Source organism: Salinibacterium sp. TMP30 (genome assembly GCF_038397785.1).
Lineage (GTDB): Bacteria > Actinomycetota > Actinomycetes > Actinomycetales > Microbacteriaceae > Rhodoglobus.
Genome location: NZ_CP151642.1, coordinates 1,336,379 through 1,358,073 on the forward strand (window position 1 = coordinate 1,336,379; position 21,695 = coordinate 1,358,073).

General features: G+C 57.7%; 23 protein-coding genes. 10 read left to right on the forward strand and 13 right to left on the reverse strand.

Annotated features, from left to right (window positions below; genetic code table 11):
- Positions 1-81: 81 nt before the first annotated feature.
- From pgl to tkt, 6 genes are read right to left on the reverse strand one after another with little or no spacing between them, the layout of a single operon-like run.
- On the reverse strand, positions 82-885 hold the full coding sequence (gene pgl / locus AADH44_RS06495; protein WP_341954879.1) for a 6-phosphogluconolactonase: 804 nt from the start codon (positions 883-885) through the stop codon (positions 82-84).
- Positions 882-1,856 carry a glucose-6-phosphate dehydrogenase assembly protein OpcA gene (locus tag AADH44_RS06500; protein ID WP_341954881.1) on the reverse strand — a complete coding sequence of 325 codons (975 nt, stop codon included), beginning with the start codon at positions 1,854-1,856 and terminating at the stop codon, positions 882-884. Before AADH44_RS06500 ends, pgl begins: the two co-directional genes overlap by 4 nt.
- On the reverse strand, positions 1,853-3,394 hold the full coding sequence (gene zwf / locus AADH44_RS06505) for a glucose-6-phosphate dehydrogenase (protein ID WP_341954883.1): 1,542 nt from the start codon (positions 3,392-3,394) through the stop codon (positions 1,853-1,855). Before zwf ends, AADH44_RS06500 begins: the two co-directional genes overlap by 4 nt.
- A 35-nt stretch (positions 3,395-3,429) precedes the next feature.
- The gene (locus tag AADH44_RS06510) at positions 3,430-5,028 is read right to left on the reverse strand and encodes a glucose-6-phosphate isomerase (protein WP_341954885.1); all 1,599 of its coding nucleotides are present in this window, start codon (positions 5,026-5,028) and stop codon (positions 3,430-3,432) included.
- On the reverse strand, positions 5,025-6,137 hold the full coding sequence (tal, locus tag AADH44_RS06515; protein WP_341954887.1) for a transaldolase: 1,113 nt from the start codon (positions 6,135-6,137) through the stop codon (positions 5,025-5,027). Before tal ends, AADH44_RS06510 begins: the two co-directional genes overlap by 4 nt.
- Before the next feature lie 23 nt (positions 6,138-6,160).
- Positions 6,161-8,254 carry a transketolase gene (gene tkt, locus AADH44_RS06520; protein WP_341954889.1) on the reverse strand — a complete coding sequence of 698 codons (2,094 nt, stop codon included), beginning with the start codon at positions 8,252-8,254 and terminating at the stop codon, positions 6,161-6,163.
- 236 nt (positions 8,255-8,490) lie between these two features.
- On the opposite strand from tkt, the gene AADH44_RS06525 reads away from it, so the two are divergent.
- Positions 8,491-9,411 carry a heme o synthase gene (locus AADH44_RS06525; protein WP_341951875.1) on the forward strand — a complete coding sequence of 307 codons (921 nt, stop codon included), beginning with the start codon at positions 8,491-8,493 and terminating at the stop codon, positions 9,409-9,411.
- A gap of 15 nt (positions 9,412-9,426) precedes the next feature.
- Here AADH44_RS06525 and AADH44_RS06530 read toward each other — a convergent pair whose 3' ends face one another.
- The gene (locus AADH44_RS06530; protein WP_341951876.1) at positions 9,427-10,368 is read right to left on the reverse strand and encodes a COX15/CtaA family protein; all 942 of its coding nucleotides are present in this window, start codon (positions 10,366-10,368) and stop codon (positions 9,427-9,429) included.
- 247 nt (positions 10,369-10,615) lie between these two features.
- Here AADH44_RS06530 and sufB point away from each other — a divergent pair, with 247 nt between their 5' ends.
- From sufB to AADH44_RS06555, 5 genes are read left to right on the forward strand one after another with little or no spacing between them, the layout of a single operon-like run.
- Positions 10,616-12,034 carry a Fe-S cluster assembly protein SufB gene (gene sufB, locus AADH44_RS06535; protein WP_341951877.1) on the forward strand — a complete coding sequence of 473 codons (1,419 nt, stop codon included), beginning with the start codon at positions 10,616-10,618 and terminating at the stop codon, positions 12,032-12,034.
- Positions 12,035-13,222 (forward strand): Fe-S cluster assembly protein SufD, encoded by a 1,188-nt coding sequence (gene sufD, locus AADH44_RS06540; protein ID WP_341951878.1) that lies wholly within the window; start codon positions 12,035-12,037, stop codon positions 13,220-13,222.
- A complete protein-coding gene (locus AADH44_RS06545) occupies positions 13,219-13,554 on the forward strand; it encodes a non-heme iron oxygenase ferredoxin subunit (protein WP_341951879.1) in 336 nt (111 codons plus the stop codon). Before sufD ends, AADH44_RS06545 begins: the two co-directional genes overlap by 4 nt.
- Before the next feature lie 36 nt (positions 13,555-13,590).
- Positions 13,591-14,355 carry a Fe-S cluster assembly ATPase SufC gene (gene sufC, locus AADH44_RS06550; protein WP_341951880.1) on the forward strand — a complete coding sequence of 255 codons (765 nt, stop codon included), beginning with the start codon at positions 13,591-13,593 and terminating at the stop codon, positions 14,353-14,355.
- 4 nt (positions 14,356-14,359) lie between these two features.
- Positions 14,360-14,689, forward strand: a complete 330-nt coding sequence (locus tag AADH44_RS06555) for a metal-sulfur cluster assembly factor (RefSeq protein WP_341951881.1) — start codon at positions 14,360-14,362, stop codon at positions 14,687-14,689.
- Between the two features lie 45 nt (positions 14,690-14,734).
- Here AADH44_RS06555 and AADH44_RS06560 read toward each other — a convergent pair whose 3' ends face one another.
- Complete coding sequence (locus AADH44_RS06560; RefSeq protein WP_341951883.1) at positions 14,735-14,920, reverse strand: hypothetical protein; 186 nt, start codon at positions 14,918-14,920, stop codon at positions 14,735-14,737.
- A gap of 160 nt (positions 14,921-15,080) precedes the next feature.
- Here AADH44_RS06560 and AADH44_RS06565 point away from each other — a divergent pair, with 160 nt between their 5' ends.
- Positions 15,081-16,679, forward strand: a complete 1,599-nt coding sequence (locus AADH44_RS06565; RefSeq protein WP_341954935.1) for an ABC-F family ATP-binding cassette domain-containing protein — start codon at positions 15,081-15,083, stop codon at positions 16,677-16,679.
- Positions 16,680-16,720: 41 nt separating this feature from the next.
- Here AADH44_RS06565 and AADH44_RS06570 read toward each other — a convergent pair whose 3' ends face one another.
- Genes AADH44_RS06570 through AADH44_RS06580 form a run of 3 tightly spaced genes read right to left on the reverse strand, consistent with a single transcriptional unit; the run spans position 16,721 to position 18,095 of the window.
- Entirely contained in the window at positions 16,721-17,557 is an 837-nt protein-coding gene (locus AADH44_RS06570) for an SURF1 family protein (RefSeq protein ID WP_341951884.1), read from the reverse strand.
- Entirely contained in the window at positions 17,554-17,796 is a 243-nt protein-coding gene (locus AADH44_RS06575) for a hypothetical protein (RefSeq protein ID WP_341951885.1), read from the reverse strand. Before AADH44_RS06575 ends, AADH44_RS06570 begins: the two co-directional genes overlap by 4 nt.
- Positions 17,793-18,095, reverse strand: a complete 303-nt coding sequence (locus tag AADH44_RS06580) for a DUF3099 domain-containing protein (protein ID WP_341951886.1) — start codon at positions 18,093-18,095, stop codon at positions 17,793-17,795. Before AADH44_RS06580 ends, AADH44_RS06575 begins: the two co-directional genes overlap by 4 nt.
- Before the next feature lie 70 nt (positions 18,096-18,165).
- On the opposite strand from AADH44_RS06580, the gene fabG reads away from it, so the two are divergent.
- The gene (fabG, locus tag AADH44_RS06585) at positions 18,166-18,888 is read left to right on the forward strand and encodes a 3-oxoacyl-[acyl-carrier-protein] reductase (protein ID WP_341951887.1); all 723 of its coding nucleotides are present in this window, start codon (positions 18,166-18,168) and stop codon (positions 18,886-18,888) included.
- Between the two features lie 32 nt (positions 18,889-18,920).
- Here the strand turns inward: fabG and serB are convergent, their stop codons facing one another.
- Positions 18,921-19,559, reverse strand: coding sequence for a phosphoserine phosphatase SerB (gene serB, locus AADH44_RS06590; RefSeq protein ID WP_341951888.1), 639 nt, complete (start codon positions 19,557-19,559; stop codon positions 18,921-18,923).
- Positions 19,560-19,687: 128 nt separating this feature from the next.
- Here serB and AADH44_RS06595 point away from each other — a divergent pair, with 128 nt between their 5' ends.
- Both AADH44_RS06595 and AADH44_RS06600 read left to right on the forward strand, forming a co-directional pair.
- On the forward strand, positions 19,688-20,470 hold the full coding sequence (locus AADH44_RS06595; RefSeq protein ID WP_341951889.1) for an ABC transporter ATP-binding protein: 783 nt from the start codon (positions 19,688-19,690) through the stop codon (positions 20,468-20,470).
- A gap of 75 nt (positions 20,471-20,545) precedes the next feature.
- Positions 20,546-20,797, forward strand: a complete 252-nt coding sequence (locus AADH44_RS06600) for a type B 50S ribosomal protein L31 (protein ID WP_341951890.1) — start codon at positions 20,546-20,548, stop codon at positions 20,795-20,797.
- A 117-nt stretch (positions 20,798-20,914) separates the two neighbouring features.
- Here AADH44_RS06600 and AADH44_RS06605 read toward each other — a convergent pair whose 3' ends face one another.
- Complete coding sequence (locus AADH44_RS06605) at positions 20,915-21,613, reverse strand: 3'-5' exonuclease (RefSeq protein WP_341954936.1); 699 nt, start codon at positions 21,611-21,613, stop codon at positions 20,915-20,917.
- Between the last annotated feature and the right edge of the window lie 82 nt (positions 21,614-21,695).

Here is a 21,695-nt window from a genome sequence, read left to right on the forward strand (position 1 = left end):
CGGATTGCGCTTGTTGTAAAAAACTTCGAGTGAGTGGCCCCAACCGAATCGGTTGCGGCCACTCACTGAGTTAACGCGTGGCTAGTGTTCGTCGGTCGAGTCTGCGCTCGTCCAGAACTCTCCTGGATCGATCAGGGAGTCGGGAACCTGTGCCGCGGCATCCGAGTCCACAAAGAACAGAGTCTTACGGCGCCCCTCAAGCCCTGCGGCCGGCACCTCGTTGTAGCTGGCTCCGGCTAACGTCAGGCCCAGAGCCGATGCCTTGTCGCTACCGGCAACCACAGCCCAGATGCGCACTGATGAGTTGAGCACCGGCAGGGTCAAGCTGAGTCGCTCGATCGGTGGCTTGGGGGAGTTGCGAACTGCGATGACCGTGCGTTCCGTCTCCCGAATTCCTTCGCGTTCGGGGAAGAGGGACGCGATATGTCCGTCGGGCCCGACACCGAGAAAAACGATGTCGAAATTGGGGTACTTGCCAGAACGTGCGGCGTGGCTCAACAACTCTTGCGTGTAGGACTCTGCCGCGTCATCCAGGCTAACCCCGGCATCTGATGAGGCAAAGGGATGGACTCGTGCGGGGTCTACTGCCACGTGGTCAAGCAATGCCTCTCGTGCTTGCACATCGTTGCGCTCAGCGTCGCCCGCAGGCAACCACCGCTCGTCGCCCCACCAGAAGTTGACCCGCGACCAGTCGACCGCGTCACGCTTGGGGGAACCGTTGATCGCTTCAAGGACTGCTTGGCCCATTGTCCCACCGGTGAGCACCACAGTCGCTTCATCGAACTCTGAGATGATGTGTGGAACCTTCGAGAGAAACCGCTTTGCTACGGCCTTGGCCAGCTCTGGCTTGGTCGAATGGACTATCGCTCGTCGCTCGTTGCTCACTTAATTTTCGCTTTCGTTGAGGCACCATCGTGCGCGCCAGTGATCTCGCTTACCCCTCTGCGCACGACGTCGCCGAAGAGGCTGTCGGGGTCAAGGCGTCGCAATTCTTCAGCCAGGCAATCCCTCAGGCTTCGTCGAGGCATCGAGATGTCATGGACCGGCTGATCGGGCTGCGTCAACGTAGCAATGCTGGCGGCGTTGCGCTCCAACCGAATCGTGCCCGACTTGCGCTCGAGAACTACCGAGTGAATTCCGGTGGGCACGGGAGAGCCGTCGGTGACGTGCAGAGACACCGCGACTTCGAGCTGCATCTGCAGCCAGGCCGCGAGCAGCAGCGTCGAGGGCGAGTCCGCAGCGCCACTGACAGAGACCGCGGTGATCGACTCGTAAGGAGGCTGATCGAGTACTGCCGCGAGCTGGGCACGCCATAGTGTCAATCTGGTCCACGCAAAGTCGGTGTCTCCGGGCACATACGTTCTGCACATCCGGTGCATTGCTTCGAGCGGATTAGCGCTAGCAGCTGCATCGGTAATCCGTCGCTGAGCGATGCGGCCGAGGGGAGACTCTGACGCGTTCGCAGGAGCCTCACCGGGCCACCAGGCCACAACGGGAGCGTCAGGCAGCAGCAACCCTGTTACCAGACTCTCCTGATCGAGAGCGGCGTCTCCGTGGGCTGTGACAACAATGACCTCGCTCGCTCCAGCATCGCCGCCGACTCGAATTTGCGCATCAACACGCGGCTCGTCGTCGCGCGTGGTTGTGGAGGTATTTGTCGAGACGACCAGCACACGCATCGGGTGCTCGCGTGAGGCATCGTTGGCTGCGGCGATTGCTTCTTCTTCGTTGCCCATTTCAGTGGCGATCACCAGTGTTAGCACACGGCCAAGCGCGACGGCGCCGCCATCCTCACGGATCCGAACGAGCGCCTTCGAAATCTTGGCCGAAGTTGTGTTCGGCAAATCTACGATCATGGTCGTCTCCACACTCGTCCATCGCGCTCCATGAGGTCATCCGCAGACTGTGGACCCCAAGTTCCGGGCCGATACTGCTCGGGCGCTCCCTGAGTTTCCCAGAACTCCTCGATAGGATCCAGAATTTTCCAGCTCAATTCGACCTCTTCATGTCGCGGGAAGAGCGGAGGGTCGCCAAGCAGCACATCAAGGATGAGTCGCTCATATGCTTCAGGACTCGCTTCGGTGAACGCGTGACCGTATCCGAAGTCCATCGTGACGTCACGCACGTGCATTTCTGCACCGGGCACCTTAGATCCGAAGCGAATCGTCACACCCTCATCGGGCTGCACACGAATTACGAGGGCGTTCTGCCCGAGGGCTGATGTGCGACTCTCTTCAAAAAGGTACTGTGGCGCGCGCTTGAACACGACGGCAATCTCGGTGACACGGCGCCCTAGGCGCTTGCCTGCTCGCAGGTAGAACGGCACCCCTGCCCAGCGTCGCGTTCCGATGTCGAGCCGAATCGCTGCATACGTTTCCGTGGTCGAATCTGGGTTCATACCCTCTTCTTCGAGGAAGCCGTCGACCTTCTCTCCGCCCTGCCAGCCGCCCGCGTACTGGCCTCTGGCGGTGTGCGTGGAGAGATTTTGTGGCAGCCGAACTGCCGAGAGCACTTTCTCCTTCTCAGCGCGCAGGTCAGCGGGATCGAACGAGACCGGCTCCTCCATAGCTGTGAGGGCAAGAAGCTGCAGGAGATGATTCTGGATGACGTCGCGGGCAGCGCCGATGCCGTCGTAGTAGCCGGCACGGCCACCAACCCCGATGTCTTCAGCCATCGTGATTTGCACATGATCGACGTGGTGTGAGTTCCACAGGGGTTCGTAGAGCTGATTGGCAAAGCGTAGCGCCAGAATATTCTGCACCGTTTCTTTGCCGAGGTAGTGGTCAATGCGGAAAACGCTGTCGGGGGGGAAAACGGACTCCACGACATCGTTGAGCTCACGAGCAGTCTTCAGGTCGCTACCGAAGGGCTTCTCGATAACGACTCGACGCCATTGCCCGTCGCTTTGCTTGGCGAGGCCCGAGTTGCGAAGTTGTTCGGTGACCTGAGGAAACGACTTCGGTGGAATCGACAGGTAGAACGCGTGGTTGCCCATCGTTCCGCGTTCGATATCGAGCTCATTAAGCGTTGACTTTAAGCGTTCGAAAGCGTCCGCGTCGTCAAATTCACCTTGAACGAAGCGGATGCCCTGCGCTAGTTGCTTCCACACATCTTCGTCGAAAGGCGTTCGCGCATACTGCTTGACTGCGTCGTGGACGACCTTCTCGAAATCTTGATTTTCCCATTCGCGTCGCGCAAAACCGACGAGTGCGAAACCTGGGGGAAGCAGCCCCCGATTGGCAAGATCGTAGACCGCAGGCATCAGTTTTTTACGCGAAAGGTCGCCGGTTACGCCGAATATCACGAGCCCACTTGGGCCAGCTATGCGGTTGAGCCTGCGGTCAGAACTCAACCGCAGTGGGTTAAAGTCGGCGCTGATTTCAACGGGGGACATGCTTCTCCTCTGTGTGCAGCACTAGAGTGCGGCAGCTATCCGATCGCGTTGAGCAGCAATGGCAACGAAACTTTGGGGTTCGTGACCGTCAAACTCAATACTGGTCGACCGTGTTCGGCAAGAACACTGGCGTCGCCGGCTGCCTGTGCGCGGATGAATTGTCCGAATGTGAATGGACGGTCAGGGATGTGAAGATCGGTATCTTCGACCGTAATGATCTGTAGGAACACACCAATTGCGGGGCCACCCTTGTGGAATTGTCCCGTGGAGTGCAAGAAGCGAGGACCCCACCCGAAGGTGACGGGGCGCTTGGTCCGTGCAGCCGCACGTTCACGGATCTCAGCCAACTCGGGATACGCGATGCGGTCGGCGTAGGCCTGAATCGCAACATAACCGTCATCATCGAGGTACGAAAAAAGTGATGAGATCACTCCGGCAAGGTCGCTGCTATCGCCCACGATGTCGTCAGCGCCGCGGACCTCGATGTCTCCGACAGTGAATGCGGGGGCCTTAGGCGGAACGGGGTTGTCGATAAGCTCTCGAGCGGCAACCTTGGCTGCTTCAACATCCGGCTGGTCAAACGGGTTGATTCCGAGGATCCGCCCCGCGACTACTGTCGCGTATTCCCACAGGAGAAGTTGTCCGCCAAGCGAACCCGCAATCTCGATTTCTCCGTCAACAACCTCTTTTGTGTCGTCCCAGTCACCAACCAAACGGACAATCTGCAGGTCGTCGAGTTCTTCTGCAATCTCGGGGGAATCGGTTTTTAGAACAACGGGAAGGAGTCCCTTGCCCAGCTTGCCCGTTGACTCGGCAATAAGCTGCTCTGCCCAATCGCCGAAACCAAGAATGTGTGTGCCATCGGTGACAATGCCGAGCTTATCTTTGAGCGGGTCAGTTCCGGCGATTGCTGCGCCTAGGATCAACCCAGGATTGTGTCGCTCATCAACGGCAAGTTCAACCATCACGGCTTCTGCCTCATCCAGAAGCTCGTTGAGGTCGACGCCAGCGAGACCAGACGGTACGAGACCGAATGCGGTCAGCGCAGAATAGCGACCACCCACGTTGGGATCTGCATTGAATACGCGGTAGCCAGTTTCGCGAGCAGCGACGTCCATCGGCGAACCAGGATCAGTCACAATTACGATTCGTTCACGCGGGTCGATTCCGGCATCAGTGAAGTACTTTTCGTAGATGCGTTTCTGAGAGTCTGTCTCAAGGGTGGAGCCGGATTTTGACGAAATGATCACGGCAGTAGTTGCTAAACGGTCGCCGAGAGCGCTCAGCACCTGAGCGGGATCGGTGGAGTCCAACACGGTGAGTTCGACGCCATAGGTGCGCGTGATCACCTCGGGGGCGAGCGAAGAGCCGCCCATCCCGCCGAGAACAAAGTGATTGACGCCATCCGAGCGAAGCTTGTCTCGAAGCACATAAATGTCGTGGACAAGCGGGCGGCCGACGGAAACGGCCTCAACCCACCCGAGTCGCTTTGCGGACTCTTCTTCAGCCTCTGGGCCCCACAGTGTGGCGTCGCCGCCAGTGATGCGGCTGGCAACCAGATCGTTGACGAGCTGCGGAACGATTCTTTCCACAGCTTCGGCCGCAGCACCAGAAACGGCGAGCTTGACACTCATTTTGCGGCCTCAAGCGCTGCCGAAACAGTATCGAGCAGTTCGTTCCACGAGACGATGAACTTCTCGACGCCCTCTTTTTCGAGCAACTCGGTGACTTCGTCGTACGAGATCCCCAAAGCGTTCAATGCGTCCAAGGTGATGTTTGCTGCGTCGTAGTTTGCAGTTACCTGTTCGCCAGAAATTACCCCGTGATCGAAGGTTGCCTCGAGGGTCTTCTCGGGCATGGTGTTTACCGTTTCTCCGACCGCGAGCTCCGTGACGTACAAGGTGTCGGGCAGGCTCGGGTCCTTCACGCCGGTCGAAGCCCACAGGGGGCGCTGCTTGTTGGCGCCAGCGGCAATCAATGCCCGAGCGCGCTCAGTCGAGAAAGCGGCGTTGTATACCTGATATGCGAGGCGAGCGTTAGCGACACCCGCCTTGCTCTTGAGCGACTTGGCATCGTCGGTACCGATAGCGTCGAGACGCTTGTCGATCTCAGTATCTACACGTGACACGAAGAATGACGCAACCGAGTGGATCTTCGAGAGATCATGACCGGCGGCCTGCGCCTTCTCGAGTCCAATCAGGTAAGCCTCAATGACGTCGCGGTGGCGCGCGAGGCTGAAAATAAGTGTGACGTTGACGCTGATGCCAGCAGCAATGGTCTCTGTGATCGCTTCAAGGCCCTCAACGGTCGCGGGGATCTTGATCATCGCGTTCTCGCGGGCAACCTTTGCCCACAACTGCTGTGCCTGGGCAATGGTGCCTGCGGCATCGTGTGCGAGCCCTGGCTCCACCTCGATCGACACCCGGCCATCGCGACCGCCGGTCGCGTCGTACACGGGGCGGAAAATGTCGCTAGCGGAAGCAACATCGTCGGTAGTGATCTCGAATACAGCTTCAGTCACCGTCTTGCCTGCAGCAGCAAGACCAGCAACCTGTTCGTCGTACGCTTCGCCCTTGGCCAAAGCCGACGCGAAGATTGTGGGGTTGGTTGTGACGCCAACAACGTTGCGAGACTCGATCAGCGACTCCAAGCCTCCCGAGTTGATGCGTTCGCGCGACAGATCGTCAAGCCAAATACTCACTCCGAGATTCGAGAGTGCAGTGGTGGGTGTTTCGTTTGTCATTCTTGTCTCCTTTTTCGAAATGCCTAGACGGCATCCAAAGAATCGCGTGCGGCGGCCACTACGGCCTCGGTGGTGATGCCAAACTTGCGGAACAGAGTCTTGTAGTCGGCAGAAGCGCCGAAGTGTTCGATCGAGACACTGCGGCCAGCGTCGCCAACATAGTTACGCCATCCAACCGAAAGGCCTGCCTCGACGGATACTCGTGCACGCACTGTAGAAGGCAATACTGACTCTCGGTATTCCTCTGACTGCTCTTCAAACCACTCGAGGCTGGGAGCAGAAACGACGCGGGCGTTAATGCCGTCGGCGGCAAGCGCCTCACGCGCTTCCACTGCAAGCTGAACTTCAGAGCCCGTAGCGATAAGGATTACATCGGGATCACCATTTCGTGCCTCGGCGAGCACATACGCTCCACGAGCGACATTCGAGGCCGCAGCGAATGTGTCACCGCTGGCCTCTGCGTCACCACGCTCGAATACGGGAACGTTCTGGCGCGTGAGTGCGATTCCTGCAGGGCCATTGTGGCGCTCAAGAATCGTTTTCCAGGCCCAGGCCGTTTCATTTGCGTCAGCGGGACGAACAACATCGAGACCCGGAATCATGCGGAGGCTTGCGAGCTGCTCGATTGGCTGGTGAGTAGGGCCATCTTCTCCGAGCGCAACCGAATCATGGGTCCAGACAAAGATTGACGGCACCGCCATGAGTGCGGCCAAACGCACCGCCGGACGCATGTAGTCGCTGAATATGAGGAACGTGCCGCCGAACGCGCGGGTGTTTCCGTGCAGAACAATGCCATTGATGATCGCGCCCATGGCGTGCTCACGGATGCCGAAGTGCAGCACACGTCCGTATTCGTTGCCGCTCCACTCTCCGGTCGAATGCTCGCTAGGGATGAATGAGGCAGCACCGGCGATGGTCGTGAGGTTCGATTCTGCGAGGTCGGCCGAGCCGCCCCATAGCTCGGGGATGATCGCGCCGAGGGCCCCGAGCACCTTCCCACTTGCGGCGCGAGTGGAAACATCCTTGCCTGCCTCGAATTCAGGCAGTGCTTCCTCGATGCCCTCGGGAAGTTTGCCCGAAAGAACCCGATCAAGAAGCTGCTTGCGCTCTGGATTTGTTGCACTCCACTGATCGAAACTCTTAGTCCATTCCTCGCGCTGCTGCTTGCCGCGCGTCACGGCCTTGCGCGTATGGTCGATGACGTCAGGGTCGACGACGAAGCTCTGCTCAGGGTCGAAGCCGAGGACTCGCTTAGTTGCAGCGAGTTCGTCTGCACCAAGTGCCGATCCGTGGATCTTGCCCGTGTTCTGCTTATGGGGTGCAGGCCAACCGATGATCGTGCGCAGGATGATGAGCGACGGCTGATCGGTAACTGCCTTCGCATCTTCAATAGCCGCATTAAGTGCTTCGACGTCTTCGACGTATTCGCCGGTCTTCTTCCAGTCGACAACTTGAACATGCCAGTTGTACGCTTCGTAGCGCTTGTGAACATCCTCGGTAAAGGCGATGTTGGTGTCGTCCTCGATCGAAATCTGATTGCTGTCGTAGATGGCAATCAAGTTGCCAAGCTGTTGGTGACCGGCGAGCGAGGATGCTTCTGAGGAGACGCCCTCCTGCAGGTCGCCATCACCAGCAATCACGTAGATGAAATGGTCGAAGGGGCTCTGCCCTGCTTCGGCCTCGGGATCAAAGAGCCCGCGCTCATAGCGAGCCGCGTAGGCGAAGCCAACGGATGAGGCGATTCCCTGTCCGAGAGGCCCGGTTGTGATCTCGACGCCCTTAGTATGGCCGTACTCCGGGTGGCCAGGGGTGAGAGAGCCCCAGGTGCGAAGCGCCTTGAGGTCATCGAGCTCGAGTCCGTAGCCGCCGAGGTACAACTGCACGTACTGAGTAAGCGAGCTGTGGCCTACGGAGAGAATGAAGCGATCGCGCCCCAACCACTTGTCGTCGCTTGGGTCGCGACGCATCACTTTCTGAAAGAGAAGATAGGCGGCTGGCGCCAAACTCATCGCGGTTCCGGGATGTCCGTTACCTACCTTCTCGACAGCATCAGCCGCAAGAATTCGAGCAGTATCTACTGCTTTGTTGTCGATGTGATCCCAGTGAAAAGCTGCCATGAGAATAATGACCCTTCTGCAAGCGAAGTGCCCTACCGCGAACGATTGGGGCACATGAACAACCCGCCACGCGACATCATTGGCTCGGTCAGTGGATCTACCCAGCTGCGCGAACGCAGCAGAAGGGTGTGGCCACCGACAGGCGGGCACCCCAAGTATAGGGAACCGAGCAGGTGAACGCCGCCTTGCTACGTTCACGGTCGGCGCAAATTCTGCAGCGGCTTAGAATCGTAGGTATGGATGTCACTATGGAAGCCCGAACGCAGCACGAACGCATCGGCATCCTCCGCAAGGTTCGCGCGTACGTCGCGCTCACAAAACCCCGCGTCATTGAGCTTCTGCTCGTCACGACCGTACCCGTGATGGTGCTTGCCGCGAACGGAATCCCGAACCTCTGGTTGGTATTAGCTACGCTCGTCGGGGGAATTCTCAGTGCGTCGTCGGCAAACGCATTTAATTGCTACATCGACCGTGACATTGATCGTGTGATGGCGCGTACGAAGAATCGACCTCTCGTCACTGGGGAGTTGACCGACCGGGAAGCGCTCATTTTCGCCTGGCTCTCCGGTGTAGGTTCGGTCGTTTGGCTTGGATTGCTTACCAATTGGCTTGCTGCTGGTTTGTCGCTTTTCGCGATTCTCTTCTACGTCTTTGTCTACACACTGTTACTCAAACGTCGAACGCCACAGAACATTATTTGGGGCGGCATCGCCGGCTGCATGCCTGTTCTCATCGGATGGGCTGCAGTCACAGGAGACCTGTCATGGGCCGCGTTCGTTCTCTTCGTTATCGTGTTCCTCTGGACGCCCCCGCACTATTGGCCACTCTCAATGAAATACCGCGCGGAATACCAATCGGTGGGTGTTCCGATGCTCGCAGTTGTGCGTGGCCGTGCTGCCGTCGGCCTGCAGGTCATCTTGTATGCCTGGGCGACAGTGGTGTGTTCGTTGCTACTTATTCCCGTGGCAGACATGGGTATTGTCTACACCGTTGTCGCTGCTGCGAGCGGCGCCTGGTTCATCATTGAGTCGCACCACCTGTATGCGACGGCGATTCGCCATGGCGAGGTCAAGGCGATGCGTGTCTTCCACAGCTCGATCAGCTATCTGACGCTCGTCTTCCTCGCGGTCGGTATTGACCCGCTTCTCCCGTTCTAGGGGCAGATCCACAGGTTAGCGGACAGCTACCGCTTCATCAGAGATGACCGACCGCTCTTGCGTGTCTGTTGTTGACCGCAGCGAAAGCACGACAACGGTCATTGCTGCAGCGATAGCGCAGGCAATGACCATATGGATCCCGACCAGCAGAATCGGTAGTCCGGTCCGAGACTGAATGACGCCAACAAGAGCTTGAACAATCTCGAGTGCAAGCAGAAGAATCGCAAAATTCATGATTCTGCGGTGACCTTTGATCACAAGAATAACCACAAGCAGAAGAGTTGCCGCAATTAGTGCGTAGCCGGGCCAGCTGTGGACGTGTTGCAAAATATTGGCATCAAGTCCATTGCGAGCGGACCCATCGTCGCCAGCATGCGGGCCAGCTCCGGTTGTGAGAATTCCGGCGACCACGGTCACCCCGACCAAGAGGCTCGTCACGTGGGTAAGAATGACGATGGGACGCGAGACCTCCCGTTGCACGCCTAGGGGACCTGTCCACACCTTATAGACAAGCGCAGCGCTTACAGCAACGAGAATGGCCGAGATAGCGAAATGGACTCCGACGATGCTCGGGTCCAGTTGCACGCGCACCGAGAGGCCACCGATGAGCCCCTGGAGAACGGTGCCGCCCAGAATGATAAGTGCGAGTGACATTAGGTCACGACGCTCGCGCCGCAGACGGACGAGCATCAGGACCATCAGTATTGCGACAAACCCAACAAGGATTGACAACAAACGGTTGCCGAACTCAATCGCACCGTGCAACCCCATCTCAGGAGTGGCCACTAGCGAGGCGTCGGTGCACAGCGGCCAGGTCGGGCATCCAAGTCCCGAGCCGGTGAGGCGCACGGCGCCACCCGTGGCAACGATCAGAATCTGGATCACCAGTGAAGTTACTGCAAAAAAACGCACCCGCGCGCTCACAGACTGGGGCAATCGTGCGATAACGGCGTTCACAGCCGCACCTCCTGTTATTTCGGGCTTCTGCCTGTAGAATGGTTCGTGTTCAGGAACACAGCCCATGCCGGGAAGTCAATGATGACAGCGAGGTGATGCCTTGCTTGTCCTGTTTCAGTCTAAGTTCGCCGGCGGAGTTTTTTCGCCACCGCGTATGTGAACCTCATGAAATAATCCCGGCAAAGTGCTGTGTCACGGAATGCCAAAGCAGCCACCTTGGTTGATAGGGGTAAGAAACGAGGTACCAATGTCCGACGTGCTGATTGATCGTCCGGAACTCAACGGCTTAGGCCAGTACGAGTTCGGCTGGGCCGACTCCGACGTTGCGGGAGCCTCTGCACGACGGGGCATCAACGAAGAAGTCGTCCGCGACATCTCAACGCTGAAGAACGAGCCCGAATCGATGCTGAAGAAGCGTCTCAAGGGTCTAGAACTCTTCGGCCGCAAGCCAATGCCAAAATGGGGTGCAGACCTCTCCGGTATTGACTTCGACAACATCAAATACTTTGTTCGTTCCACGGAGAAGCAAGCTCAAACTTGGGAAGACCTCCCCGCCGACATTCGGGACACCTACGAAAAGTTGGGCATCCCCGAGGCAGAGCGCAATCGTCTCGTCTCCGGCGTTGCCGCTCAGTACGAGTCTGAAGTCGTCTTCCATTCGATCAATGCGGAGCTGGAAGCAAAGGGTGTCATTTTCATGGACACCGACACTGCTCTGCGCGAGCACCCCGAGTTCTTCGACGAGTACTTTGGCGCGGTGATCCCCGCTGGAGACAACAAGTTTGCCGCCTTGAACACCGCAGTCTGGTCGGGTGGCTCATTCGTTTACGTTCCTAAGGGCGTTCACGTCGAGATTCCCCTGCAGGCTTACTTCCGCATCAACACGGAGAACATGGGCCAGTTTGAGCGCACACTGATCATTGCTGACGAGGGCTCATACGTTCACTACATCGAGGGATGCACAGCTCCGATCTACAAATCCGACTCGCTTCACTCCGCCGTCGTCGAAATCATCGTGAAAAAGAACGCCCGCGTTCGTTACACGACGATTCAAAACTGGTCAAACAACGTTTACAACTTGGTGACCAAACGCGCCATCGCCCATGAAGGCGCAACCATGGAGTGGATCGATGGAAACATCGGCTCCAAGGTGACCATGAAATATCCGTCGATCTACCTCGTCGGCGAGCACGCGAAGGGAGAAACCCTCTCAGTCGCGTTCGCCGGCCCCGGTCAGCACCAGGACGCTGGCGCAAAGATGATTCACATGGCGCCATACACAACGTCGTCGATTGTCTCGAAGTCAGTTGCTCGAGGCGGAGGACGTGCCGGCTATCGGGGCGAAGTGCGTGTGGATGAGAAAGCTCATCACGCCGCCAATACCGTGCGCTGTGACGCACTCTTAGTAGACACAATTTCACGGTCAGACACGTACCCGTCGATTGATATTCGAGTCGATGATGTTCAACTGGGCCACGAAGCAACCGTTTCGAAGGTGAGCGCCGAGCAACTCTTCTACCTCCAGTCACGTGGAATGGAAGAAGACGAAGCGATGGCGATGATCGTTCGAGGATTCATCGAACCCATTGCGCGCGAACTGCCCATGGAGTATGCCTTCGAACTCAATAAGCTCATCGAACTGAGCATGGAAGGATCCGTCGGCTAAATGACCGTCGTTACACCAGAACAACATGGACTCAAAGCTCACAGCGATGGTGGATGGGATGCCGAAGACAAGAACTTCGTTCCGGTTCAGACGCGTTCCGCGCGCCCCAAGTCGTTTGAGCACGCGGATTTTGCTCCGGTAACCGGAATAGAAGCTGAGTGGAAGCTCACGCCAGTAAAGCTCATTAAGCCTCTGCTTGATGATGCCCTCAATGGTGCGAATTACCCGTTCGAAGTGGACGCGCCCGACGGCGTAGTCGTGGAATGGATTTCTCGGGAAGACAAGCGAATCGCGTCTGCCGGTGCTCCTGAAGAGCGGGCATCCGCAAATGCGTGGACAAACTTCGAGCAGGCGCTGGCAATCACCGTTACCGGCGAAGAGCACGTAACACTGCGCTTGACTCGCACGGAGCTCGGAAGTGCAGCACGCGGAGCTCACACAATTATCACCGCGCGACCGCACAGCAACAGCACGATCATCATCGAATCGTCTGGCGAAGCCCTTCTCAGTGAGAATGTTGAAATCGTCGTCGAAGAGGGTGCCACCCTCAACGTTGTGAACGTTCAGGACTGGAACGACGACGCTATCCACCTTGCAAGCCACTTCGTGCAGGTTGGCCGCGATGCGCACCTCAAGCACACGATCGTGTCGCTCGGTGGCAAAGTTGTTCGAGTCAACCCCTCCGTGCACCTCTCTGGAGAAGGCTCCGACGGTGAGCTCAACGGCCTGTACTTCGCAGACAAGGGTCAGCACCTTGAACAGCGCGTCTACATGCACCATAAGGCAGCGAATACGCGCGGCCGTGTGAACTACAAGGGTGCGCTTCAGGGTGAAGGCGCGCGCACCGTTTGGGTGGGCGATGTACTCATCGGACGCGAGGGTGCGGGCACCGACAGCTACGAACAGAACCGCAATCTGGTTCTCACCGAAGGTACCCGCGCGGATTCGATCCCGAACCTCGAAATTGAGACGGGTGATATCCAGGGTGCAGGTCACGCGAGCGCAACTGGTCGCTTTGACGACGAGCAGCTCTTTTACCTGCAGGCTCGGGGAATTACCGAAGTAGAAGCTCGTCGACTAGTAGTTATTGGGTTCCTCGCCGAGATTGTGCAAAAAGTCGGTGACGTGCAACTAGAGGCTCGTCTCACGTCAGCTATCGAATCTGAGTTGGAAGGAACCCTCTCGTGACCGCTCAGCGTGTCTGTGCAGTCGACGAACTGGAGCCGAACAAGGCCTACCGGGTGGAGCTCGAGGGCACCGCGATCGCCATTGTTAAAGACTCCGCCGGAGAGGTGCACGCCATTGGCGACACCTGCACCCACGGAGATATTTCGCTCGCCGAAGGGTTTGTTGAAGACGGTGCGATCGAGTGCTGGGCACACGGTTCGCTGTTTTCCCTCGACACCGGAAAGCCATTGAGCCTGCCTGCCTATGAACCTGTACCGGTCTTTGTAGTGAAGATCGACGACGACGGCGGGGTCCACATCGACCCCGAGAAGACCGTCGCCATCGAGGGCTAAACGCCCTCCTCACGAGACCATTAAGGAAAGAAACCAATGTTAGTATTGTCAGTTAAAGATTTGCACGTAAGTGTCGAAACCGAGCAGGGTACCAAAAACATCCTCAAGGGTGTCAACCTCACGATCAACCAGGGCGAGATCCACGCGATCATGGGACCAAATGGTTCGGGAAAGTCCACTCTTGCCTACACAATCGCGGGACACCCCAAGTACCACGTCGAGAGCGGGTCGGTAACGCTCGACGGTGAAGAGGTTCTCGACATGAGCATTGATGCGCGTGCCCGTGCAGGTCTCTTCTTGGCTATGCAGTACCCCGTAGAAATTCCTGGGGTCAAGGTTGCCGACTTCCTTCGCACCGCAAAAACGGCGCTGAGCGGCGAGGCGCCCGCGCTCCGCCCGTGGATCAAAGAAGTTAACTCCTCCATGAAGGCCCTGCGCATGGACAAGGCCTTCTCTGACCGCAATGTCAACGAGGGCTTCTCCGGTGGAGAGAAGAAGCGTAACGAGATTTTGCAGCTTGAACTTCTGAAGCCACGCTTCGCAATTTTGGACGAAACCGACTCAGGGCTCGACGTTGACGCTCTCAAGACCGTTTCTGAGGGTGTGAACCGCGCACATGAGTCGACCGGCCTCGGCTTGCTCCTGATTACTCATTACACCCGCATTTTGCGGTACATCAAACCGGACTTCGTGCACGTTTTCGTTGACGGCCGCGTTGCTGAAGAGGGCGGCCCCGACCTTGCAGATCGCCTAGAGAACGAAGGCTATGATCGATTTTTGACCGACACGAGCGTAGCCTAAGCGTATGTCTACAGTTTTGGCCCCCGCGCTCTTCGACGAAGTTGAAGAGGCACTAAAGGATGTTGTTGACCCCGAGCTAGGCGTTAACATCGTGGATCTAGGTCTGATCTACGACTTGAGCTGGGATCCCGAGAATAATGCGCTCATCATCAGTATGACGCTCACCTCAGCTGGCTGCCCATTGACGGATGTCATTGAAGAACAGATCGCGCAGTCGCTCGACAATGTTGTAGATGCCTTCAGAATCAACTGGGTGTGGATGCCCCCGTGGGGCCCCGAAAAGATTACTGACGATGGTCGCGACATGATGCGCGCGCTAGGTTTCTCAATCTAACTGGGCGCCTCGCCAGACTAGATCCCGACCTAGTCAAATCGGTTCCTAGCGGGCCTCCGGTTCGATGGGACTATTACACAGCACTGCTCTCGAACTCAACGAGAGCAAGGCCGAAGCATTGATGATTTTGATGGATGCTCCGATCAAGAATGGCGTAACACCCGATCCAACAACCCTCAAGGTGAGATCCCAGCCGCGATCAGCACGCAACCCAACGATGCCCGCGGACACGATGATTCCACTGATGAGACCGCCACTAGCGCCGCAGTACACGCGGAATCCGGAGCTTGGAAATCTGCGACTGCACTGCGCAGCCAACGCTAGGAAGTAGACTAGTTGGTTGGTGCTGTCGCGCGTGACCCCCCTAACCCCCAGATTTGGATGTTTTCCCTTGCTTGCTGTGCATGACCTCGAGTTGCGCGTTGGCGCACGCATGCTGATGCAAGGCGTCAATTTTAGAGTAGATCATGGCGACAAGATCGGCCTGGTAGGCCGAAACGGTGCGGGAAAGACAACGCTCACCAAGACGCTCGCTGGCGAGCTCGAGTCCACCGGCGGCTCCATCGAGCGCTCGGGCGAGATCGGCTACCTTCCTCAGGACCCCCGCTCAGGAAATCCAGAAGATCTCGCGCGCACACGAATTCTCGACGCGCGAGGTTTAGGCAGTATTGTCCTGAAAATGCGTCAAGCACAAGACGAAATGGGCAGCAGTGACCCTGAAGTCAGCGGCGCAGCAATGGACCGGTACGGCAAACTGGATGATCGTTTCCTCTCACTGGGCGGCTACGCAGCCGAAGCAGAAGCGGCATCAATCGCGAGCAATCTGAGCCTTCCCGACCGCATCCTCGATCAGCCGTTGTCAACGCTTTCCGGTGGCCAGCGCCGCAGGATCGAGCTCGCTCGAATCCTGTTCTCGGGCGCAGACACCATGCTTCTTGATGAACCAACCAACCACCTCGATGCCGACTCCGTGGTGTGGCTCCGCGAATTCCTCAAAAACTTCAGCGGCGGTCTGATCGTGATCAGCCACGATGTTGAACTTGTCGAGGACACCGTCAACAAAGTGTTTTATTTGGATGCTAACCGTCAGCAGATCGACCAGTACAACATGGGCTGGAAGCACTACTTGCGTCAGCGTCAGTCCGATGAAGAACGCCGCAAAAAGGAGCGCGCCAACGCCGAGAAGAAGGCGAGCACGCTGCAAGCGCAGGCAGCCAAATTTGGCGCTAAAGCATCCAAAGCTGCATCTGCTCACCAGATGGTAGCGCGAGCAGAAAAGCTTCTCGCCGGTCTTGATGATGTGCGCACTAGCGATCGCGTCGCAGCTCTTCGCTTCCCCGATCCGGCTCCCTGCGGTCGAACACCGCTCATGGGCTTCAATCTCAGCAAGAGTTACGGCTCGCTAGAGATCTTTACCTCGGTCGATCTTGCGATCGACCGAGGCTCCAAGGTGGTAATTCTGGGGTTCAACGGTGCAGGAAAGACCACACTCTTGCGGATGCTCGCCGGCGTCGATGAGCCCGATACGGGTCATATCGAGCCTGGCCACGGACTCCGCATCGGTTACTACGCTCAGGAACACGAAACGATTGATGTCAAGCGTTCAGTGCTCGAAAATATGGTGTCGTCCTCCCCTCATATCACCGAGATGGAAGCGCGCCGTGTACTCGGATCGTTCCTGTTCACCGGTGACGACTCAGCAAAGCCCGCTGGCGTTCTCTCTGGAGGCGAAAAAACTAGGCTCGCTCTTGCCATGATTGTGGTCAGTGGTGCGAACGTGCTTCTTCTCGATGAGCCCACTAACAACTTGGATCCCGCGAGCCGTGAAGAGATTCTGGGCGCTCTAGCAAACTACAAGGGTGCCGTAGTGCTCGTGAGCCATGATGAGGGCGCAGTTGAAGCGCTCAATCCAGAGCGGGTTCTTATTCTGCCTGACGGCATCGAGGACCACTGGAACAAGGATTACGCAGACCTCATCTCCTTGGCCTAGCTCGGCGTCTACGAAGTGAACGCAACTCTTGGGCACCTCAGCTAGGCATCAAGAATGGCGTCTTCGATCTCGGCATCGGTGGGGCCACGGTCTTCCGCCTTGCGCTTGCGCTTTTCCGCGCGCTCGCGTTCAACGGGATCAGCTTCGTTAATGAGTCGATATTCTTGGCGAATAGCCCACCCGAGTCCTATGAATGCGAGCACACCAAACGCGACCCATTGGAACGCATAGGACAGGTGTGCGCCCTCGTCGAGCAGTGGCTTCGGGTAGGCGATGGGCATGTCGGCGACGCTGGGAAATTCAGAAGCCAAGATCCCGTATCCGCCAATGTAGGTCGGTTCGTCAAGAATTTCCGCGACTCTCGGTAAGTGGATTGTGGCCACCTGGCCCACCGGCGCTGACCGCCCCTGAACCGTCGGCTCGCTGGGCTTGAGTCGCACCACGATATCGATGCGTCCGGTTGGGGGAGTGGGGACCGCATCTGGGGTATCTTGGCTGTTGCCCGCGGGCACCCATCCTCGATCGACAACGAGAACACGACCGCTATCAAGCTGGAAGGGAACAAGTACTTCAAATCCGGGCTGCCCAGAGTACGGGCGCCCCCGAACCAAGAGCTGTTCGGATTCTCTGTACTGGCCGCTGACGGCCACTGACACCCACTTGTTGTCGACGTCAAACTCGTCGAGCTTTGGCATCACGTTTTCGAGTTGCTGAGGCTCGGCATCCCAATTTTCACTGACACGAGCTACCTCGGCGGCAGCTTCTTCGCGCCGATCAAATTGCCATTGTGAGAGAAACACACATCCAATGGCAAAAGCGATGACCAGGGCTAAATATCCGAACCATCGCTGTGAGAACGCAAAGCGCCACTTCTTCATTGTGCAGCTCCGTCCGGCACGACGGTTGCCGGGTGCGCGAGATCGCTAACGATCACGGGGAAGCCTCTCGTTGAGAGGTACTCAGTGAGATAGTCGACGTGCTCCTCGCACGCCAGCCAGATTTTCACTCGATCATGACCGTGGATGCGCGGATTTCGCCAATTGACGTTCCAGTGGGCATCCAACAAGCATCCTGCTCGCGAGCACCGTGACGTTGCCGGGCCGCTCTCGCCAATCACCGATGTGCCTCGTCAGGAGCACTCGACATGGTGGACGAACTGGCCGAACCTAAGGCCAGCTGCCCGGGAGCATCTACGGTACCCGAGCGGGATGTGGTGACATTCGCAAGCACCACAGCGACGTAAGGGAGCACAATGGCGCCGAGAATCGGCAAGACGAGCCACCACCCCGTAACAAAGACGCAGAGGATGACACAGACAACTCTGACTGCCATCGCAATCGAGTAGTGAAGCGCGCGTCGCCGGCGCTCATCATCGGGCCGCTCGGGGAGCGAAGTGATCGACTCAGGACTTTTCATGGGCTTTCTTAGGTTGCCGAGGAAGGTATCCCTAGCCTACGCCGCTGTTCACGACGATATGCTGGGAACCATGAGCAGTACAGCACCCGAATCACGGATCGTTCTTGTTACTGGAGGCAACCGCGGCATCGGCCGTGCTATCGCTGAAGAGTTTGTCGCCCAGGGGCACAAGGTTGCCGTTACGGCACGCTCGGGTTCAGGGCCAGAGGGCACGCTCACTGTCGTCGCCGACGTCACCGATGCTGCGAGTATCGATGCAGCATTTACCGAGGTCGAGTCAAAACTCGGTCCAGTAGAGGTTGTGGTAGCGAATGCGGGAATCACGCGTGACATGTTGCTCATGCGCATGAGCGACGACGATTTCACTCAAGTGATCGACACCAACCTCTCCGGCGCGTTCCGGGTCGTCAAGCGGGCCTCAAAAGCGATGATGAAGGCACGATTCGGCCGCATTATTCTCGTATCGAGCGTTGTCGGGCTGCTCGGATCTGCCGGCCAAGTCAACTACTCGGCATCAAAGAGCGGCCTCATCGGACTCGCTCGATCATTGACCCGTGAATTGGGCAGCAGAGGAATCACTGCAAACGTCGTAGCTCCCGGCTTCATCGAGACTGACATGACCGCTGCACTTCCCCCTGAGCAGCAGGATGCCTACCTCCAACAAATACCTGCCAGTCGCTTCGCCAAGCCACAAGAGGTTGCAAAGGCAATCGCGTGGCTCGCTAGCGATGACGCAGCGTATATTTCAGGCGCAGTGATCCCGGTCGACGGCGGCCTGGGGATGGGGCACTAGAGAGCGATCAGCGACAAGCGCGGTATGAATAGCTAACTTCGCAGTCCTAGTAGGGGCAACAGTGCGCTGAGGTCGCGCGTGTCAATCTGCACGTCTGCTGTGGCACGCACAATCGGCTTCGCTGTGATTCCGATCGAGAGGGCAGCTGCCTCCATCATGAGCAGATCGTTCGCGCCATCGCCGACGGCGATTGTTGCGGAGAGGGGAGTATCTGAGTCACGCGCCCACTCACGTAGCGCATCTGCCTTGGCCTGGGCATCAATAACTGCGCCGACAAGCTTGCCGGTCAGTTTTCCGTCACGGACCTCGAGGCGATTCGCACGTGCATAGCTCAACCCGAGTGAGTGGGCTAGCGGATCAAGAAGTTCATGGAACCCGCCGGAAACAGCGGCCACGCAACCACCAGCAGCGATAACCGCAGCGATCATTTCCTGGGCACCGTGCGTCACCCGGATGTCGCGCCGGCTCTCCTCCAGAACCGACACAGGCAGACCTGTGAGAGTTTCTACTCTCGACCTCAGGCTCTGCTCAAAGTCGAGTTCACCATTCATGGCTCGCGTGGTGATGTCGGCTACCTCGGGTTCAGACCCCGCATAAGCGGCTAGCAACTCAATAACCTCGTTCTCGATTAGAGTGGAATCGACATCGAGAACCACGAGAAATTTTGCCAAAACGTGCGCCTTTCGTGCGACAGCTGTGGTCGTGTTGGGTCGGAAACGCACGACGCCGAATGCCAGACTATCGGGATCACACGAGTGGCTTACACGTTCAGTGGTCTGAGCGAATAGGATAGGTGATCATGGCTAGTGTCCTCACCTTTTCTGATGTATCCGTTACTCGCAACGGCACCACGATCCTCGACTCGATTTCGTGGAGCGCGCAAGCATCCGACCGGTGGGTGATTTTGGGACCCAACGGCGCAGGAAAGACCACACTGCTGCAATTAGCTGCCGCGCAAATTCACCCGAGTTCTGGTGAGGTCATTGTTCTTGAGAGCAAGCTTGGTTCCGCTGACGTGTTTGATGTTCGTCCGCGGATCGGTTTCGCGTCGACAGCGCTTGCGCGTCGTGTGCCCAATAATGAACGAGTCATCGATGTGGTGCTTACCGCCGCGTACTCCGTTACTGGTCGCTGGAACGAGCAGTACGAGAAGGTCGATCTTCGCCGTGCGCGCCGTGTTCTTGCTGAGTGGAGCCTTTCGCACTTAGAAGACCGTCGTTTTGGTGAACTGAGTGATGGTGAGCAGAAGCGTGTTCAGATCGCTCGCTCAGTGATGACTGACCCAGAGTTGTTGTTGTTGGATGAGCCGGCAGCAAGTCTCGACCTTGGTGCGCGCGAAGAGCTCGTTCAGCTATTGAGCGGCTACGCGAAGGCCGAGAGCGCTCCAGCGATCGTTATGGTCACCCACCACGTGGAAGAGATTCCTCAGGGATTTACGCACGCGCTCATTATCACCGAGGGCACAGTGCATAGCGCCGGTAAGATTGATGACGTTGTTACGTCAGAAAACTTGAGTGCCGCGTTTGGACTTGAGCTTGTCATCACTAAAGACGCCGGCCGCTACACCGCGCGAGCCGCCTAAACCTCTGATACGCTTGTGTGTCGGTCCGCGTGACCGCCATCGTCTTTCTTTTAATCCAGAACCCAGGGAAATCCAATGAAGTCCGAGACCCACCCCACCTACATGCCCATCGTTTTTCGCGACCTCGCGTCGGGCTCCACGTTCCTCACGCGTTCAACGGTGACGAGCGTGAAGACGATCGAGTGGGAAGACGGCAACACCTACCCGGTAATCGACGTCGAGATCTCCTCTGAGTCGCACCCGTTCTACACGGGCAAGCAGCGCATCATGGACTCCGCCGGCCGTGTTGAGAAGTTCAAGAACCGTTACAAGGGCTTCGGCAACTAGTAACACCGTATTTTTCACTGAAGGCGACCGGAATACCGGTCGCCTGCGGTGGCTAACCTTCAGTCGTTAAGACCGGTGCTGAAGCAGACTGAGTGGGGGGAGGATGTTCACGCTCGGCTACTGCGGGATCGACCGGACAGGCCATTCGCCGTTCGCCACAAAGCTGTGATCTCCCTTCGATGAGCGCATGTAGTCCTGAAAACTTGCCGCTTGGTCGGAGTACCACTGACGCTGACGATCGTGGAGTTCTGAGAACGGGATGCTGAGCTCATCCGTAAACTTCGCCAGCAGCGCTTGAGCGACACGGGCGGCCGCAATCGCATCAGAACCAGCATCATGGGCATCTTCGAGCGCAACGCCGTAAAGCCCTGACGTTACCTCGAGAGTGCGCTTTCCGCGCCGGTAACGATCAACCGCCTTATCGATTACGAGCGGATCGATAACAAAGTACGGTTCTGCGAGCCCATCGATCGAATACCGACGGCACTCACGGTCGAGAAGCGAGAGATCGTAGGGAGCGTTGTAGACAACGAGAGGGATACCCAAGGCACAGGTGACCTTGAGCGCTTGCACGATCTCGGCCACAACAAGTGCTGCCTGACGGCCCTCTGCGCGCGCGCGTTCGGTCGAAATGCCGTGAATCGCTGCGGCGCCCTCAGGGATGTCGACTCCGGGATCTGCCAGCCAGTCCCACCGCGAAACAACGATGCCAGAGGCGTCGACTATCGCGATGCATGCGGAAACGATGCGGCTAGTTTCGACGTCGACGCCGGTGGTCTCTAGATCGAAAGTGGCGAGAGTGCCCGAGATGCTCATGACCTCAGCGTAGGCGGACGCACTGACAGCCGGAACACGGCTCGCGGAAGTCACCGCGGCACGCTGCATTGTTGGCGGCACG

Excerpts from the sequence above, each read along its gene's own strand:
- AADH44_RS06500 (WP_341954881.1), bottom strand. The coding sequence starts at position 1,856 with ATGATCGTAGATTTGCCGAACACAACTTCGGCCAAGATTTCGAAGGCG.
- zwf (WP_341954883.1), bottom strand. The coding sequence starts at position 3,394 with ATGTCCCCCGTTGAAATCAGCGCCGACTTTAACCCACTGCGGTTGAGT.
- AADH44_RS06510 (WP_341954885.1), bottom strand. The coding sequence starts at position 5,028 with ATGAGTGTCAAGCTCGCCGTTTCTGGTGCTGCGGCCGAAGCTGTGGAA.
- tal (WP_341954887.1), bottom strand. The coding sequence starts at position 6,137 with ATGACAAACGAAACACCCACCACTGCACTCTCGAATCTCGGAGTGAGT.
- tkt (WP_341954889.1), bottom strand. The coding sequence starts at position 8,254 with ATGGCAGCTTTTCACTGGGATCACATCGACAACAAAGCAGTAGATACT.
- AADH44_RS06525 (WP_341951875.1), top strand. The coding sequence starts at position 8,491 with ATGGATGTCACTATGGAAGCCCGAACGCAGCACGAACGCATCGGCATC.
- sufB (WP_341951877.1), top strand. The coding sequence starts at position 10,616 with ATGTCCGACGTGCTGATTGATCGTCCGGAACTCAACGGCTTAGGCCAG.
- sufD (WP_341951878.1), top strand. The coding sequence starts at position 12,035 with ATGACCGTCGTTACACCAGAACAACATGGACTCAAAGCTCACAGCGAT.
- sufC (WP_341951880.1), top strand. The coding sequence starts at position 13,591 with ATGTTAGTATTGTCAGTTAAAGATTTGCACGTAAGTGTCGAAACCGAG.
- AADH44_RS06555 (WP_341951881.1), top strand. The coding sequence starts at position 14,360 with ATGTCTACAGTTTTGGCCCCCGCGCTCTTCGACGAAGTTGAAGAGGCA.
- AADH44_RS06570 (WP_341951884.1), bottom strand. The coding sequence starts at position 17,557 with ATGAAGAAGTGGCGCTTTGCGTTCTCACAGCGATGGTTCGGATATTTA.
- AADH44_RS06580 (WP_341951886.1), bottom strand. The coding sequence starts at position 18,095 with ATGAAAAGTCCTGAGTCGATCACTTCGCTCCCCGAGCGGCCCGATGAT.
- fabG (WP_341951887.1), top strand. The coding sequence starts at position 18,166 with ATGAGCAGTACAGCACCCGAATCACGGATCGTTCTTGTTACTGGAGGC.
- AADH44_RS06595 (WP_341951889.1), top strand. The coding sequence starts at position 19,688 with ATGGCTAGTGTCCTCACCTTTTCTGATGTATCCGTTACTCGCAACGGC.
- AADH44_RS06600 (WP_341951890.1), top strand. The coding sequence starts at position 20,546 with ATGAAGTCCGAGACCCACCCCACCTACATGCCCATCGTTTTTCGCGAC.
- AADH44_RS06605 (WP_341954936.1), bottom strand. The coding sequence starts at position 21,613 with ATGAGCATCTCGGGCACTCTCGCCACTTTCGATCTAGAGACCACCGGC.